General features: G+C 60.7%; 13 protein-coding genes. 7 read left to right on the top strand and 6 right to left on the bottom strand.

Annotation, left to right across the window (positions count from 1 at the left end):
• Nucleotides 1-22: 22 nt before the first annotated feature.
• From CX511_RS15065 to CX511_RS15045, 5 genes are all read left to right on the top strand, one after another.
• Entirely contained in the window at nucleotides 23-1,399 is a 1,377-nt protein-coding gene (locus CX511_RS15065; RefSeq protein ID WP_101293485.1) for a pyridoxal-phosphate dependent enzyme, read from the top strand.
• Nucleotides 1,396-2,574, top strand: coding sequence for a trans-sulfuration enzyme family protein (locus CX511_RS15060; RefSeq protein ID WP_045182965.1), 1,179 nt, complete (start codon nucleotides 1,396-1,398; stop codon nucleotides 2,572-2,574). The genes CX511_RS15065 and CX511_RS15060 overlap by 4 nt, the downstream gene beginning before the upstream one ends.
• A 220-nt stretch (nucleotides 2,575-2,794) precedes the next feature.
• Nucleotides 2,795-3,418, top strand: a complete 624-nt coding sequence (locus CX511_RS15055; RefSeq protein ID WP_082071303.1) for a GNAT family N-acetyltransferase — start codon at nucleotides 2,795-2,797, stop codon at nucleotides 3,416-3,418.
• Nucleotides 3,419-3,513: 95 nt separating this feature from the next.
• A complete protein-coding gene (locus CX511_RS15050; RefSeq protein WP_101293484.1) occupies nucleotides 3,514-4,002 on the top strand; it encodes a YbaK/EbsC family protein in 489 nt (162 codons plus the stop codon).
• A 141-nt stretch (nucleotides 4,003-4,143) separates the two neighbouring features.
• Nucleotides 4,144-5,703, top strand: coding sequence for a sensor domain-containing diguanylate cyclase (locus CX511_RS15045; protein WP_101293483.1), 1,560 nt, complete (start codon nucleotides 4,144-4,146; stop codon nucleotides 5,701-5,703).
• Here CX511_RS15045 and CX511_RS15040 read toward each other — a convergent pair.
• The 3 genes from CX511_RS15040 to CX511_RS15030 form a co-directional block, all read right to left on the bottom strand.
• Entirely contained in the window at nucleotides 5,664-6,287 is a 624-nt protein-coding gene (locus tag CX511_RS15040; RefSeq protein WP_045182960.1) for a hypothetical protein, read from the bottom strand. The two genes, CX511_RS15045 and CX511_RS15040, sit on opposite strands and share 40 nt — an antisense overlap.
• A gap of 100 nt (nucleotides 6,288-6,387) precedes the next feature.
• A complete protein-coding gene (locus CX511_RS15035) occupies nucleotides 6,388-7,449 on the bottom strand; it encodes an acyltransferase family protein (RefSeq protein ID WP_101293482.1) in 1,062 nt (353 codons plus the stop codon).
• Between the two features lie 24 nt (nucleotides 7,450-7,473).
• A complete protein-coding gene (locus CX511_RS15030) occupies nucleotides 7,474-8,610 on the bottom strand; it encodes an acyltransferase family protein (RefSeq protein ID WP_045182956.1) in 1,137 nt (378 codons plus the stop codon).
• A 388-nt stretch (nucleotides 8,611-8,998) separates the two neighbouring features.
• On the opposite strand from CX511_RS15030, the gene CX511_RS15025 reads away from it, so the two are divergent.
• Nucleotides 8,999-10,912 (top strand): hypothetical protein, encoded by a 1,914-nt coding sequence (locus tag CX511_RS15025; RefSeq protein ID WP_101293481.1) that lies wholly within the window; start codon nucleotides 8,999-9,001, stop codon nucleotides 10,910-10,912.
• Between the two features lie 5 nt (nucleotides 10,913-10,917).
• Here the strand turns inward: CX511_RS15025 and CX511_RS15020 are convergent, their stop codons facing one another.
• Nucleotides 10,918-11,310, bottom strand: coding sequence for a GFA family protein (locus tag CX511_RS15020; RefSeq protein ID WP_101293480.1), 393 nt, complete (start codon nucleotides 11,308-11,310; stop codon nucleotides 10,918-10,920).
• 348 nt (nucleotides 11,311-11,658) lie between these two features.
• Between CX511_RS15020 and CX511_RS15015 the strand changes: the two genes are divergently transcribed.
• Nucleotides 11,659-12,327, top strand: a complete 669-nt coding sequence (locus CX511_RS15015; protein WP_101293479.1) for a class I SAM-dependent methyltransferase — start codon at nucleotides 11,659-11,661, stop codon at nucleotides 12,325-12,327.
• 69 nt (nucleotides 12,328-12,396) lie between these two features.
• On the opposite strand, the gene CX511_RS15010 is transcribed toward CX511_RS15015, so the two are convergent.
• Both CX511_RS15010 and CX511_RS15005 read right to left on the bottom strand, forming a co-directional pair.
• Entirely contained in the window at nucleotides 12,397-13,602 is a 1,206-nt protein-coding gene (locus CX511_RS15010) for an MFS transporter (RefSeq protein WP_045182949.1), read from the bottom strand.
• 71 nt (nucleotides 13,603-13,673) lie between these two features.
• A complete protein-coding gene (locus CX511_RS15005; RefSeq protein WP_045182947.1) occupies nucleotides 13,674-14,720 on the bottom strand; it encodes a heme-dependent oxidative N-demethylase family protein in 1,047 nt (348 codons plus the stop codon).
• Nucleotides 14,721-14,736: the final 16 nt, after the last annotated feature.

Raw genomic sequence — 14,736 nt, 5'->3', positions numbered from 1 at the left:
ATTGCCGCTGCGAGGTGACGCTATGCCCAATGATTCCCGCCCAGCCGTGCTCGAACTGATCGGCAATACACCCTTGGTGCGTGTCAGCCGTTTCGATACCGGTCCTTGTACGCTCTTTCTCAAGCTCGAATCGCAGAACCCCGGCGGTTCGATCAAAGACCGCATCGGCTTGGCCATGATTGACGCGGCCGAGCGCGATGGGCGCCTGCGCCCCGGCGGTACCATCGTCGAAGCCACGGCGGGCAATACCGGTCTTGGCCTGGCCTTGGTCGGTCGGGCCAAGGGCTATCGGGTGGTGCTGGTCGTGCCGGACAAAATGTCCACCGAGAAGGTTCTGCACCTCAAAGCGATGGGCGCTGAGGTGCACATCACCCGCTCCGATGTCGGCAAGGGTCACCCGGAGTACTACCAGGACGTGGCCGCGCGCCTGAGTCGCGAAATCCCCGAGGCGTTCTTCGCCGATCAGTTCAACAATCCGGCCAATCCTCTGGCGCATGAATGCAGCACGGCCCCGGAAATCTGGGCGCAAATGCACCATGACGTCGATGCCATTGTTGTCGGTGTTGGTTCGGCCGGTACCCTCACCGGGCTGACCCGCTTCTTTCGCCGGGTGCAACCGGACCTGGCCATGATTCTGGCCGATCCGCTCGGCTCGGTGGTGGCCGAGTACAGCCGCAGCGGCGCCCTAGGTACACCCGGCGCCTGGGCGGTGGAGGGCATCGGAGAGGATTTCATTCCATCGATTGCCGACCTTTCCAGTGTGCGTCAGGCCTATTCGATCAGCGATGAAGAGAGTTTCGACCACGCCCGCCAGTTGCTGCGCGCCGAAGGGATTCTCGGCGGCTCCTCGACCGGTACCCTGCTGGCCGCCGCGTTACGCTATTGCCGTGAGCAGACCGCACCAAAACGGGTGGTCAGTTTTGTCTGCGATACGGGTACCCGTTACCTGTCGAAGGTCTACAACGACCAGTGGATGACCGACCAGGGCTTGCTGCAGTTCAAGCACTACGGTGATTTACGCGACCTTATCGCCCGGCGTTTCGAAGACGGCCGGGTGATCAGCGTCGGGCCTGGCGACACCTTGCTCACCGCCTTCCAGCGCATGCGTCTGGCCGATGTCTCGCAATTGCCGGTGCTTGAGGGTGGGCAGCGGCTGGTCGGGGTTATCGACGAATCCGACATTCTTGTCGGCATGCACGCCGACCCTACGCACTTTAGCCTGCCGGTGGCCAGCGCCATGACTGACAAGCTGCAAACCCTGCCGCCCAGTGCCAGCCTGACTACACTGCAAGCGGAACTCGACCGTGGGCTGGTGGCGATCATTGCCGATGCCTCGGGCTTCTATGGCCTGATTACCCGTGTCGACATGCTCAACCACCTGCGCAGGTCCTTGCCATGAGCCAGCACGATGAAACCAACGCGCCCCGCGGCTTCGCCACCCGCGTAATCCATGCCGGACAAAGCCCCGACCCGTCCACCGGGGCCTTGATGCCGCCGATCTATGCCAATTCCACCTATGCCCAGCAGAGCCCTGGCGTGCACAAGGGCCTGGATTACGGCCGTTCGCACAACCCTACGCGCTGGGCGTTGGAGCGTTGTGTCGCGGACCTTGAGGGCGGTACCCAGGCGTTCGCCTTTGCCTCGGGGCTCGCAACCATTGCCAACGTCCTCGAACTGCTGGATGCCGGTGCTCATATTGTCTCCGGCAACGACTTGTACGGCGGCACCTTCCGCCTTTTTGAACGGGTTCGCCGGCGCAGCGCCGGTCACCGTTTCAGCTTTGTCGACCTCAGCGACCTGCAGGCGTTTGAAGCGGCGCTGCAAGACGACACCCGTATGGTCTGGGTGGAGACGCCGAGCAATCCTTTGCTCAGCCTCACTGATCTGGTCGCGGTCGCCGAGCGGTGTCGCCAGCGCGGGATTCTGTGTGTTGCCGATAACACCTTTGCCAGCCCTTGGGTGCAGCGCCCGCTGGAGCTGGGCTTCGACATCGTCGTGCACTCGACGACCAAGTACCTCAACGGCCACTCCGACGTGATCGGCGGGATTGCCGTGGTCGGGCAGAACCCGGAATTGGCCGAACGCCTGGGCTTTTTACAGAACGCGGTGGGGGCGATCGCCGGGCCGTTCGATGCCTTTCTGACCCTGCGCGGGGTGAAAACCCTGGCCCTGCGCATGGAGCGCCACTGCAGCAACGCCCTGGAACTGGCGCATTGGCTGGAACGCCAGCCGCAGGTCGCACGGGTTTACTACCCGGGCTTGGTCTCGCACCCCCAGCACGGCCTGGCCCGGCGGCAGATGCGGGGTTTTGGCGGGATGATTTCGATGGACCTCAACAGCGACCTGGCCGGTGCCAAACGCTTTCTGGAGGGCGTGGGCATTTTTGCCCTGGCCGAGAGCCTGGGCGGTGTGGAAAGCCTGATCGAGCATCCGGCGATCATGACCCATGCCAGCATCCCGGCCGAAACCCGCGCGCTGTTGGGGATCGGCGACGGGCTGGTACGCTTGTCGGTGGGGGTGGAAGACGTCGAAGACCTGCGCGCGGACCTGGCCCAGGCGCTGGCGCGGGTGTGAACACTGCCTTGTTGGGCGCTTTGAGCCGCTGCCGCGAGGCTGCGATCGGGCGTGAAACGGCTGCGTGCCTGGTAGATCTCCGGGTTGACGCGGGCCAGCACCAGCACCGCCTGGAAGATCCACCCGGGCTTGCAGCCCGTCGGCACAAAGATCAGCAGCGCCACGTGCAGGCCGAAGGCGTAGGCCACCACGGCGGGTCGCGACAGGGGCGCCGGGTCACATGCGGGTTCGCTGTCAGTCATCGGCTTGCCTTGTGCTGCTGGTATTGGTCAGCCGTTTTGTAAACAATAGCGCCCGCGAAAAACGCGCTATCTGTTTATTGACCGAGAACTTCATGCCTGCGATCCCTTTTACCGTCGAACTGCTGCAAACCGGTGCGGAACAAGCCGAGCTGATTCGCAACCTGTACCAGTTCTATGCCTACGAGTCGTCGGATTGGGAGCAGGAGGATGTTGAAGTGGATGGTCGTTTCTACATCCACGAGGAACACCTGGCGCGCTACTGGCAGGAGCCACAGTGGAGCGCCAACCTGATCCTGGTGGATGGCTTCATTGCCGGTTTCCTGTTGGTCGAGCGCAGTGAGTTGCCCGCACTCAATGCCCTGGAGCTGGCGGACCTGTTCATCCTCAAGCGTTACCGGCGTAAAGGCATCGGTCGCGCCGTGGTCAGCCAGGTGCTGACGAGCGGGGAGAGCGACTGGCTGGTGCGTTTCTATGACCAGGACGAAACCGCCCAGGCCTTCTGGCGTGCGGTGCTGGACAACCTGCCACGGCCGGTACGCACCCTTGAACTGGATGACGAACCCGAGCTGCTCAGTTACCTGGTCACCCGCGCGGTGCATTGAACAGCCGCCTGCAGGCTTGCCAAGGCTGACGCGGTCATGTTCCATTGGCGCACAACGGCAACCCGTAATGCCTCGATCCCAGGAGCCAATTGAGCATGAGCTTAGCGTCAGTCAAAGCCTTTTTCGCCCAGCACGCCACGGATATTCCGGTGTTGGAACTCGAGACCAGTACGGCCACCGTAGCCTTGGCCGCCGAGGTGTTGGGGGTTGAACCGGGGCAGATTGCCAAGACCTTGTCGCTGCGGGTGGGGGACGATGTGATCTTGCTGGTCGCCCGCGGTGACGCGCGCCTGGACAACCGCAAGTTCAAACAGCACTTTGGGGTTAAAGCGCGGATGTTGGATGCCTCGCAGGTTGAAGAGCAGACCGGTCATCCGGTCGGAGGTGTCTGCCCCTTTGGCCTGGTTCGGCCGCTGCAGGTGTTTTGCGATGTTTCGTTGAAGGATTTCGCCAGCGTCTACCCGGCCGCCGGTGCGCCGAACTCGGCGGTGTGCATCGAACCTGAGCGGATGGCGGCGTTGGTCAATGCACACTGGGTGGATGTCGCTGAAGGTGTACGGGCGTCTGCTGCTGAAATCGTGTAGATAGGCGCCGCTGGCGCCGACAGGAATCTGTAGCCGCTGCCGCGAGGCTGCGATCGACTGCGCAGCAGGCGCAATCTTCGCACCTCGGTCGGCCCAGCGCACTACTATGTGTTGCAGGGAATAAAGCAAACGGCAGGGGCCATGATCAAATTCCATTCGGTGTCAGTAGGCCTGCGTGGCCTTATTTTGATCCTTGTCCTTCTGGCCGTCATGGCAACGCTTTGCAACAGCTTGTGGGTGGCCTATGGCGTGCAACGTGATGCCCTGGTTCATTCGGCATTGCAAGCCAATCAAGCCTACACCTCCAAAGTCGCCTCCAGTATCGGCCAGTTCATCACGTCCGCACACAATCGCCTGCATTTCAGCAGTCAGAGAGTCGGTCGGCACTTCAACGACCAGCAATTACTCAAGGAAGAAGTCACGCGCCTGCAGGCCGAGGACAATGCCTTCAACGCGGTACTGATCCTGGATGCTGCCGGCAAGGTCCTGCAAATCTATCCAGACCAGGCGCAGATGGTTGACGCGACGTTGACCACTGATGAAGTCCAGCACGCATTGCACGCGCGCCGCCCACTGGTCAGTCATGCCTACGTCAATGTCCTGGGTAACCTGATCGTATTCATCTCACAACCGGTGTTCAGCCCATCGGGGCAGTTCCTCGGTGTCATCGGCGCGGCGATTCACATTCGCAAGGAAGGCACCTTGCACACCTTGATCAGCAACCACTATCACCGCGACGGCACCTTTGCCTTTATCGCTGATGATAATCGGCGCCTGCTGCATCATTCCGATCACCAGCGCATTGGCGAAGTGCTAAGCACCAGCGCCACGGTCGATGCTGCCCTGCGCGGTGAGCAGGGGGCGATGGAGACCGTCAATTACCTGGGCATTGCGATGTTGGCCGGTTACGCCCAGGTGCCGGAGGCCCATTGGGCTGTGGTGGCGCAACAGCCGCGTGAACAAGCATTGGCGCCGCTTGGGCAATTGATGCGTGAGATGCTCATCAAGCTCATTCCGGCGGGCTTGGTGGGGCTGGTGGTGATCCTGGTCGCGACCCTGCTGATTACCCGGCCGTTACGGCAACTGGCAGACAGCGCCGAACAGTTGGCAGCGCCGCAGGCCACCGAGCAGCTCAATGCCATCAATGCCTGGTACGCAGAAGCGGCAGCCATCCGCCGAGCTTTGCTGTCAGGCGTGCAACTGTTGCAGCAAAAGCTCGGCAGCCTCAGTCATCAGGCTCAGAGCGACCCGTTGACGGGCCTGGCCAATCGCCGTGCGATGAGCGCAGCCCTGGAGACGCTCACCCAGACGCAGCGGCCTTACGCGGTGCTGGCGTTGGATATCGACCATTTCAAGCGGGTTAACGACACGTTTGGCCACGATGTCGGCGATGATGCCCTCAAGCAAGTGGCGGCGATCATTGCCGCAAACTCCAGAGAGCAAGACCTGGCCTGTCGGGCCGGTGGTGAGGAGTTCGTCCTGATTTTGCCGGAAGCAAATCTCGAGGTGGCGCGGGAGATTGCCGAGCGAATCCGCCACACCATTGCCACGACCCCGGTCCCGCAGGTCGGCACGCTGACCATCTCCATTGGGGTTGCCTCACGCAGCATCGAAACGCCGACAGCCGAGTCGGTGCTCAAGCGCGCCGACCAGCAGCTCTATCATGCCAAGGAGAGCGGCCGTAATCGGGTGGCGGCATGATCCAGGCTGGTCAGGGCATTGGCATAGCGTGTCGGTGTCTCGCCCGTGAGCTGACACAACAGGGCGCTGAGTTCTTCGCCATTCACCGTGCCTTGGTCCACCAGGCGTTGGGCAACAGCGCAAAGCGCCGGCCAGTAGCGGCGCACCAGGCAGCCTGAGCGGGCAATGGCACGGGCCTCGGCATCGAGTACCTGGCGTGCCGGCAGCAAGTTGATCAACTCCATGCCCCGCAGGCGGTCACCGGCTCCGCTGCGGGAAATGCAGCGGTCGGACGGGCTGTGCCGGTAGATCGCCTCGGCCACGGGCCCGGAAAAGCAATGCACGAGGTCGCGTTCAATGGAATCGATCATAGAGGGCAAGTATTCAGCAATGCCGGGAGGCTCGAAGGCGGGGAATGGCACCAGGTATTGCGCTTCGACCAGGCCTTTGACCTGTTGCAGGTTGCCGCGCAGATCAATCATCGGCCCGAGCAGGGCTTCGGCGCGGGTACGCACGGTCACCCGCTTGATGCGCTGGCCGTTCCACCAGAAGGCCAAAACATGCCCTGCTTCATGGTAGGCAGTGCAACGCGGGCGTGCGTTCATGATCTGGACCTCAGCCGTGCAGGGCGTTGCTCACACCATCTGCCTGCTGCGTAGGCTTCGTACAAAAGATTGTAGCTATCGCCCGGCAAGAGTGGGGCTATTACTCGCTGCTTGCTGCGGGTATGACCAGGGGGCCTTTAGCGCGTTTGCGCCGGTCAATGAAAACAACGCGTAGCCATCGAGTCACAGGCAACTCCACCAGGCGATAAATGCCGATGGCAACGAGGCAGCACAAGGCAATGCTCACCGGCGTCATTACGTAAGCGAGGACACCTGGGGTATCGAAGACGTGGAAGACCTTATTGAACACTTTCAGCACATAGGGGTGAAACAGATACAGGGAGTAACTGGCATCGCCAATCAACACCAGCAACGCGGGCAAGCGCAGCCCCGCCAAGCCATGCACCAGCGCCAGGAACACCACGGTCGCCGGTAGGCCCCAGCCCAGCGCGCGCCCCAGTGATGCTGTCAGTTCACCGCCAAACGGCATATACGCCAGCGCCACGAGGCCAACCACAATCAGTGCCGTGCGTGCGCCGTGGCTAGGCCCGGCACTACGCCACGCTGCGGTGCGGGCATAGACGGCGTAGCAGCCCATGCCAAGGACGAACTCGGCGAGAATCTGTTGCGTGTAGAACCTGGCCAGTAGCGCCTCGAAGGTCACCAGGTGACCTAGACCAACCAGCGTCAGTAAGACCAGCGAGCAGATCAGCAGACGGTAACGGTGGCTGATGGCCATGGAGAGGGCGAAGACGGCGTAAAAGAACATCTCAAAGTTCAGGGTCCAGCCCAGGTACAGCAGCGGCTGGACATGTTCGCCTTTCTGGTAAGGGATAAACAACAGCGATTTGACCAGGCCCGTCACGTCCGCCGTGGTGTTGTCCAACAGGCTTGGCAATACCAGCGCGACACCGAACACACCCAGGGTTCCGAGCCAATACAGCGGCACCACGCGAATGAGCCGTTTGCTGAAAAAGTAGCTGCCTGACTGAGCGGTAACCAAGGCCATGATGAAACCGCTGATGACGAAAAAAATGTCCACGCCCCAGTCGCCGTTGCGAAACAACGGAATATGAAAGAACACCACTGCCAGGGCGGCAATTGCACGCAGCATTTGAACGCTGTCCAGCTTGTCGTCTGCAGCCTGGCGGGCGGGATTCATGGCGAAATCCTTTTTAGCGTGGGGTTAGGACTCGAGCACGGGGCGTTTGTCCGCGGATTTGTTGGCGAGCGCCCGGCCAACGGCCTGGCCGGTCATTTCCACATAGCGGTAGGTGAACATCGACACCAGCACCACCATAGCCACCACCAGTAGGGCCACCAGGTTGTTGAACAGGGGATTACCGGTGTCCAGGTAGCGAGTGCCGTCGATCATTGGCGCGACATCGATGCCAAGGAACTTTTTTGCCACCATGAACACAGACACCACGCAAAAAAGAATCGCGGCGTGGGTCAGGTAGATGGAGTAGGACAGCTTGCCCAGAAAGCTGAAAGGTTGCCCCGCCAGCACGCGCGACAGCGCTCCGCTATCAAAGGCGAATATGAGGATGATGACGCTGAACAACGGGCTGGCCACCAGGGCCTTGGTGGCAAAGTCGTTGACCACGAACAGCAGCGCCGCAGCGACCGCGGCAACCTCAAGCAGTGTCATTAGCCAGAACGTCGCTTGCCCGGGCTGGGCAAGCTTGAGGTAAAGCATGTAAGTCAGGCAGCCGGTAAAGAAATAGGCCAGGCCACGGATGGATTCGACGGTGAAGAATGTGTTGCCGGTATAAATCAGCGTCAGTGTTGCCAGAACGATCACTGCCCATAGCCATTGCCGGACGCCGCCGGCAATACTCAAGATCAAGGCGAACAGCATGTAGGTGTAGTACTCAATGCTGATGCTCCAGGACGGATAGTTGAATGACAGCGGGTTGGTTAAATGGGTCCAGGATTGCAGCAGCAGCGCATTCGGCAGGATTTCGCCAGGGGCGAACTTTTCGCTGAAGGGGGCGTTATTGAACGCCATGCCTTTGTGGTAGGCAATGTACCTGCCGCACTCCAAGAGTATGAAGACGCCAAGCATGAACAGGTGCAACGGTAATAAACGGAACGTCCGCGAGATGAAGAACTTGCGAAAATTCAAGTGGGCTTTATTGCCATAGGCGTGGGTTAGAACAAAACCGCTGAGAACAAAGAAGAAGGCAACAAACACTTCAGAATGACGGAAGAATGCCCATTCGGTAAAACTGCCACTGACGCGCAAGTGATAGAGCACCACCGCCACAGCAAACAGGCCGCGGAAACTGTCCAGCGAATGAAACCGCTTCTCTGCGCTCATTTCCAGGCCTCTGTCCTTGTCAGCGAACGGCTAGGTCGATGTCACATTAGCATCACCTTTTCAAAGAGCAAGTAAGTTGCCGAGTGCGCAATGAGCACAATATTGGCGCCGTAATTCCGTCAAGCGTTTGCATATAAATGTAGCGGCACAAATCAAAAAACCTGGTTAGCAGCGCCGCGTCACGCAACTTCTGTAATAAGTCGAAATGGTTATATACCGTCCATCGCCTGGTCAGTGTCTATTCCATCGGCGATGACGGTGTATTGGCGCAATGTGCCACTACTTGATCTATACCCGTTGTAGTTTTCTCACTGTGTTTACAGCTGTCTTGAATCTGAAGCAGCACGCGCCTGGCGTCGTTGCACTGGATACCGAGGCAAAGGAACGTATGAAACGAACGCTTTTACTCATGACACTTGTGTTCAGCACCCTGGCCCAGGCCGCGCCGATGCGCTGGGCTGCCATTCGTGACGGCAGCTTGTACCTGCAGCCAAGTCGCAATGACACGCTGCGCGTCAGTTGGGTTCCGGCTTGGCAAACCAGTGCCAATGAGGAGCGTATCTACTTGCTCGACGGTCAGGGTCAATTGCGTGGCGAGCGCTTTATCCCTGCCACTGAAGGCCGCGGCCAACAAACCTGGGCCTTGCCTGCCAGCGCTGCCAGTTACCGTATGGAAGTACCAGGCTACAGTTTCAGGCGATATCGATTCGAACACGATGACAACACGGTCGCTCTGTTTGCCCCGACCAAGGTGCATTTCAGCGTCGAGCTCGGCAACGATGCCGAGCTTTACTTCAAGGTACGCGCCGGTGAGCAGGCGATGCTGGCGGGCAAGTATTTCGGCGGCATCAAGGCGTTGCAGGCTGAGCGTTTGAGTGATGGCACCCAGGTCGCGCTGAGGCTCAAGCCTCACCGGCAATACCCGCTGTTTGATCAGGTGGCTCTGCCGGTTGCCGGCACGGACCAAACCTGGCGCCTGCACCTGCAAGGCAGTGGCAAGGCGGCGTTCTGGCTCGACGGCACCGCTAATCTATTCGCCCAACGAGCGCAGCATTTGCAGCCCTTGCGCCAAGACAGCGGCCGGACCGAACTCAACGTGTATGCCGACGTGCTTGGCCCGACCCCGCGTTTGGGCATTGCCATGCCGTACCTCCTGCCGCCGGCGGGTAGCCATGCCGCCCTCGATGCCCTCAAGCCGCGTGCCGCCGGCTTCTACAGCAACGTCGACATCATGGCAGGGCGGCCCCACTACGAAGATGCCTTCCGGCGCTTCTACCAGGACCGCGCCGCCATTGACATGAACATCACGTTGCTCGGTGCCTCCAAGCGCAAGGCCGACCTGGAAGAAAACGCTCAGAGTATCGCCGGCCTTGACGCGTGGCTGGCGGCAACCGTGGCCTTGGGCGGCAAGGGCATTCACTACCTGTCGTTTGCTGACGAACCCAATTACAACTACCGCGACTACGCCACCTACAAGCGTTTCTTCGATGCCATGGACCGCCAGGTACGCGCCTATCCGGGAGCCCGAGAAGCCGGTGTGCGGATCGCCATGCCGGCGAGTTCAAGGCTGGTCAACGGGCCATTCATTCCTCAGGGTGACCAGCGCCGCGGGATCAATTGGGCCCGACGCATGCTGGCTGAATCGGCGCCGCAGATCGATGCGTTGGCCTGGCACGAATGGATGATCCGTGACCTGCTGGCGACCCGCGTCTACCGGGACAATGTGCGCCGGGCGGCCGAGGTGGTCGGCTTGCAAGCGAACGGCAGACCGCGCAAGGCGCTGTTACTGGACCAGACCAACATCTCCAGCGGTGGCAGCGTCAGCCCCTACGAGCAGGAGACGCATTTCGCTGCCCTGTGGTGGGCATCGGTTGCGATCAACTCCGCGCAGGATGGGCTGCTCGATATGATCAACTGGTTCCAGGCCGCTGATGATCCTGATCACCTCAAAGGCATGATCCGGTTACCGGGGCCCAATCGCTTCGAGTTGAAGCCGGTGGGCCTGGCGCAACAGTTCATGCAGGCGCATTGGCTTGATCAGGTTCAGCGCCTGGACAACAGCGCTTTCGAAGTCGATGCGCTGGCCATGGCCCGCGACCAGCAACGCAGTGTGTTAGGGGTGAACAAGGGCGAGCGTTTACAGCAGGTCAGTTTGCAAGGCGCCGGCACTGCCTGCCCGTCACTCACGTTGTTCGGCCCCGACAGCCGAAGTCGCGATGCTGCGATTGATTGCCGCAACGGTCGCATCCGGTTTGAAGTGCCTGCACAAACGTTGTTCGCCTTGAGCTGGCGTGCTTCATAACCGCGCTATTGCTCAAGACGGTTCGTGGGGTTGCGGTCGTGTTGGTATCGTCTTGTCAGCGCAAACGCTGGCAACCAGGACTCACGTCGCACGGTCCAGCTTTCATAGGTGGGTATCAATTGGTTGGGCGCATCCAGCGATCCGAGGTTTACTTCGACCTCGTCAGCGCTGCGGGCGAAAACCGACGAGCCGCAGTGTGGGCAGAAGAAGCGCCCGCCGTAGTCGCGGGTTTCGCCAGTGATCGTCACCGCATCCTCAGGGAATATTGCAGAGGCATTGAACAGCGCGCCATGATGCTTGCGACAGTCCAGGCAATGACAAAGGCCAACCCGGTAGGGGTGTCCTGTGGCGACAAGACGTACGTTGCCGCATAGGCAACCGCCGGTGAATGATTTCATTCCGGGTCTCCTCAGAGCAGTGACGATGGGTACGTTGGAAAGTAGCAGCTTGTTATCTGTTGGAAGGTCTTTTTGGTGCTGGTGTTGGGTGTTTAGAACGCGAACTTATCCAGTCGATGTGGCGACGCTGCCGGCCCATTGTGGGAGCCGGTCTTGCCGGCGATGGTATCGACGCGGTGTCAGTTGCTGCGCGGTGTCTGCATCGCTGGCAAGACCAGCTCCCACAAGAGCAGTGCACACCTCGCTCTGTACGGCTCTTGATCTTGAACGCGCAAGTTCAGACGCCGCAAACTGCGACTTCAGGATTTGTCCTATCCTTCCCACCAGGCTCCAACCCCGGAAATCACCATGCTCACCCCCGAAGCTGATGTGCTGCAAAGCTGGCACGATAATGCCCACTCATGGATAGCGGCGATCCGTAGCGGCAGTATTGCAAGTCGCCAACAAGTCACTGACCAGGCAATCCTGCTGGCGGTGCTCGGCCGTCAACCTGAACGTGTGCTGGATCTTGGTTGCGGGGAAGGGTGGTTGTTGCGGGCGCTGGCTGAGCGCGGGATCACGGCCGTCGGCGTCGATGGCGATCCGACATTGGTCGAGGCAGCTCGGGCAGCAAGTACTTCCCGGGTGCACTTGGCCAGCTATCAAGCGTTGGCAGAGGCAACGGTGGACATTGGCAACAACTACGACCTGATCTGCGCCAACTTCGCGCTGTTGCACCAGGACATCATCCCGCTGCTCTGCGCGCTGCACGCACTGCTCGGCCCTGGCGGTGCGCTGGTGATCCAGACGCTGCATCCGTGGACGGCGGCGTCGGGTCATTATCAGGATGGTTGGCGGCAAGAGACCTTTGCCGAATTCCAAGGGCAGTGGCAACCGATGCCGTGGTATATGCGCACCTTGTCCAGTTGGTTCAATGCGCTGGACATGGCCGGTTTTCGATTGCTTGTGCTGCAAGAGCCGCAGCACCCGCAAAGCACCGCGCCGCAGTCGTTGTTAATGGTGTTCGGGCCGCGCTGAATGAGCAGCGGCACCGTGCGCAGCGGCGAGGTGCGCACGGGAGCCTTCGTTTAGCCCCCAGCAGTACTGCTAGAGCGCCAACACTGGGGTCAGTGGGGCATGCTCGCGACGAATGCTGGCCAGCGGCACAATCACCAGCAGCAAGGTCAGCACCACGGTCACACCAATGCCCCACGCGGCCAGGGTGAAACCACCGAGGGAGATCAGGCCACCAGAAATGGCCGGGCCGACCGCCAGGCCCAGACTCAGGAAGCTGCTGGCCGCAGCGACTACCCGACCTTCACGATCCAGTGCGGCGGCCAGACCGGTGAGGTAGCTCAGGGCGTAGAAGTAGGTGACGCAGATGGTCATCACGCCGGCGGTGTAGAGGGTCTTGGAGTGCTCGCCAAGCACGTAGCTCAGGCTGGTGCCGCCGGTCAGCAGAATTGCCAGGATGACCGGGGTGCTCATGCCAAAGCGCTTGCCGACCATTGCGGCAATCAACGGGCCGATCAGGCCGACCACCGACTGGAACGACAGCAGTACGCCCAGTTCGTCGCCGCTGTAACCGACCATGGTGCCGATGCGCTCGACGAAGGCCCAACCCATGGTGTCGCGAGCCTGGAACACGAACATTGCCAGCATCATGCAGATGGCTGGCAGGCTCAGGAGAATGTTGCCGCCGCCTTTGCTGGCACCATGCAGCAGCGGCGAAGGTTCGGCGACCGGTGCGCGCTGGGCCATGGCCGGGATGGTCAGGAGCATCACTGCCATGGTCGCTGCCATGGCGTAGTACAGACCCGGAAGGCCATACAGGGCCATGACTTTGGCATAACCGAGCATCACCACAATCATCAGCAACACCGACAGCACGTTCATGTGCCCGGCAATGCGGTCCGGGTGTTTGGCGCTGGCGACCGCCGCGTTGCCGCAGGCCAGGGCCAGGCCTGCGCCGAGGCCGGCGAGGCAGCGCACCGCCGCCAGGGCATAGATATTTTCAATGTTGGCGCTGGCAAGGTTGGCGACGATGGCCAGCAGTGTACCGATCAGGGCCAGCGTGCGACGCGGTGCGCGGCCCATGAAGGGGGCGATCAGCAGCGAGGCGAGCATGGTGAAGCCGAATTCCGCCGACATCAGCAGGCCGGCCTGGGCTTCGTTAAGGTGCAGGTCGTGGATGATGGCGCTGATCAGGAAGGGCAAGGCCCAGAGGCCGAGCAAGCCGACACCATAGGCCGAACCTGCAGCGGAGAACACCAGACTCCAGCTCTCGGGCAGGAAGTTTCGTATTGTTTTCATAGGTGATCCGTGGATGGCAAGCACATCAAGGGTAAAAGCGCGCCGCGCTGGCGCGCTCGCAGTCTGTCGGGTTATTGCTGGCTTTCGTCGACCGGTGTGCCGTCGTCGTATTGCGCCAGATAACTGACCATCGCGTCGCGGTAGCGGGTAAAGCCCTTGTAGTCCACCAGTTCCTGGTCCAGGTCGCGAATCACCCGGTGCATGCGCTTGGCCCATTGCGGGGCAAATTCGGCCAGTTGCTGGAGACTGATCAGGTAAGTACGTACCGGAAACAGCACCGCGTTGCTGCGTGGCAAACGGTGCAGTGGCTGCAGCTCAATCCGCAGGTTGACCAGCTCGCCGGCGTTTTCAGGGGTGACGATGGTGCGATCGGGTGCCCAGTCCGGCAAGGTTTCGGCAGAGGTCTCCAGGCGCGGATTGACGGTGATCGACCAGTTGGTACGTCGTACCGGGTGGCCAGGGCGCAGGCGCAGGAGGAACTTCAGGGCGCGTTGCAGAATGCCCATTTCATGCAGCTTGGGCACCGGGCCGTGGAACTCCATGAAGCTCATGCCCAGGTTGAAACGCAGCGAATAGTCGGCCCGCTGGGTGGCCATGCCTGCGCCCATAACCAGGGTGTCATCACGCTCTTCAAGGAGGATGAACTCACCTTGCGCCTGGCGGGTGATGTACTCCATCGGGTCCATCGGCAGCGTGCTCGCGTCACCGAAGGTGAAGGTGTCGTCGATTTGCAGCGGGCGGTTGATCCAGTGCCACTGGCTGCCGCTTTTTTCCAGGGTGAAGTGCTCGGGGAAATCACGCGAGTACGACTCCATCAGCAGTTCGAGCAAGTCCCACTGCGCTTCCATCATGTGCGGCAGCGCGGCGTAGTGGACACCGGGCTGGCTTTCCAGGGTGTGCGCACGGTGATGGCATTCGGAGATGTAATGCTCGTCGATGTCGAATTGCCCACGCAATGCGCCGCTGCCGAACGGTACATGAGGTTCGACGTTCATCGAATACATGTACTGGTCTTCCGGGTAGGGGAAGGGCAGGCGCAGCACCGCTTCACGGCTGTTGCTGTAGGTGTGGTCGCTGCCAACGTCGGCATAGGTTTCGATAGGCTTGAATACGGTCATGTTGTTGTTTTCCTGT

This window comes from Pseudomonas sp. S06B 330, from assembly GCF_002845275.2.
Lineage (GTDB): Bacteria > Pseudomonadota > Gammaproteobacteria > Pseudomonadales > Pseudomonadaceae > Aquipseudomonas.
The sequence above is the reverse complement of the archived record's forward strand: the minus strand, read 5'-3'. Positions and strand labels throughout refer to the sequence as shown.

What these genes read in the sequence shown, in the direction of transcription:
- CX511_RS15065 (WP_101293485.1), top strand. Translation starts at nt 23, where the DNA reads ATGCCCAATGATTCCCGCCCAGCCGTGCTCGAACTGATCGGCAATACA.
- CX511_RS15060 (WP_045182965.1), top strand. Translation starts at nt 1,396, where the DNA reads ATGAGCCAGCACGATGAAACCAACGCGCCCCGCGGCTTCGCCACCCGC.
- CX511_RS15055 (WP_082071303.1), top strand. Translation starts at nt 2,795, where the DNA reads ATGCGGGTTCGCTGTCAGTCATCGGCTTGCCTTGTGCTGCTGGTATTG.
- CX511_RS15050 (WP_101293484.1), top strand. Translation starts at nt 3,514, where the DNA reads ATGAGCTTAGCGTCAGTCAAAGCCTTTTTCGCCCAGCACGCCACGGAT.
- CX511_RS15045 (WP_101293483.1), top strand. Translation starts at nt 4,144, where the DNA reads ATGATCAAATTCCATTCGGTGTCAGTAGGCCTGCGTGGCCTTATTTTG.
- CX511_RS15040 (WP_045182960.1), bottom strand. Translation starts at nt 6,287, where the DNA reads ATGAACGCACGCCCGCGTTGCACTGCCTACCATGAAGCAGGGCATGTT.
- CX511_RS15035 (WP_101293482.1), bottom strand. Translation starts at nt 7,449, where the DNA reads ATGAATCCCGCCCGCCAGGCTGCAGACGACAAGCTGGACAGCGTTCAA.
- CX511_RS15030 (WP_045182956.1), bottom strand. Translation starts at nt 8,610, where the DNA reads ATGAGCGCAGAGAAGCGGTTTCATTCGCTGGACAGTTTCCGCGGCCTG.
- CX511_RS15025 (WP_101293481.1), top strand. Translation starts at nt 8,999, where the DNA reads ATGAAACGAACGCTTTTACTCATGACACTTGTGTTCAGCACCCTGGCC.
- CX511_RS15020 (WP_101293480.1), bottom strand. Translation starts at nt 11,310, where the DNA reads ATGAAATCATTCACCGGCGGTTGCCTATGCGGCAACGTACGTCTTGTC.
- CX511_RS15015 (WP_101293479.1), top strand. Translation starts at nt 11,659, where the DNA reads ATGCTCACCCCCGAAGCTGATGTGCTGCAAAGCTGGCACGATAATGCC.
- CX511_RS15010 (WP_045182949.1), bottom strand. Translation starts at nt 13,602, where the DNA reads ATGAAAACAATACGAAACTTCCTGCCCGAGAGCTGGAGTCTGGTGTTC.
- CX511_RS15005 (WP_045182947.1), bottom strand. Translation starts at nt 14,720, where the DNA reads ATGACCGTATTCAAGCCTATCGAAACCTATGCCGACGTTGGCAGCGAC.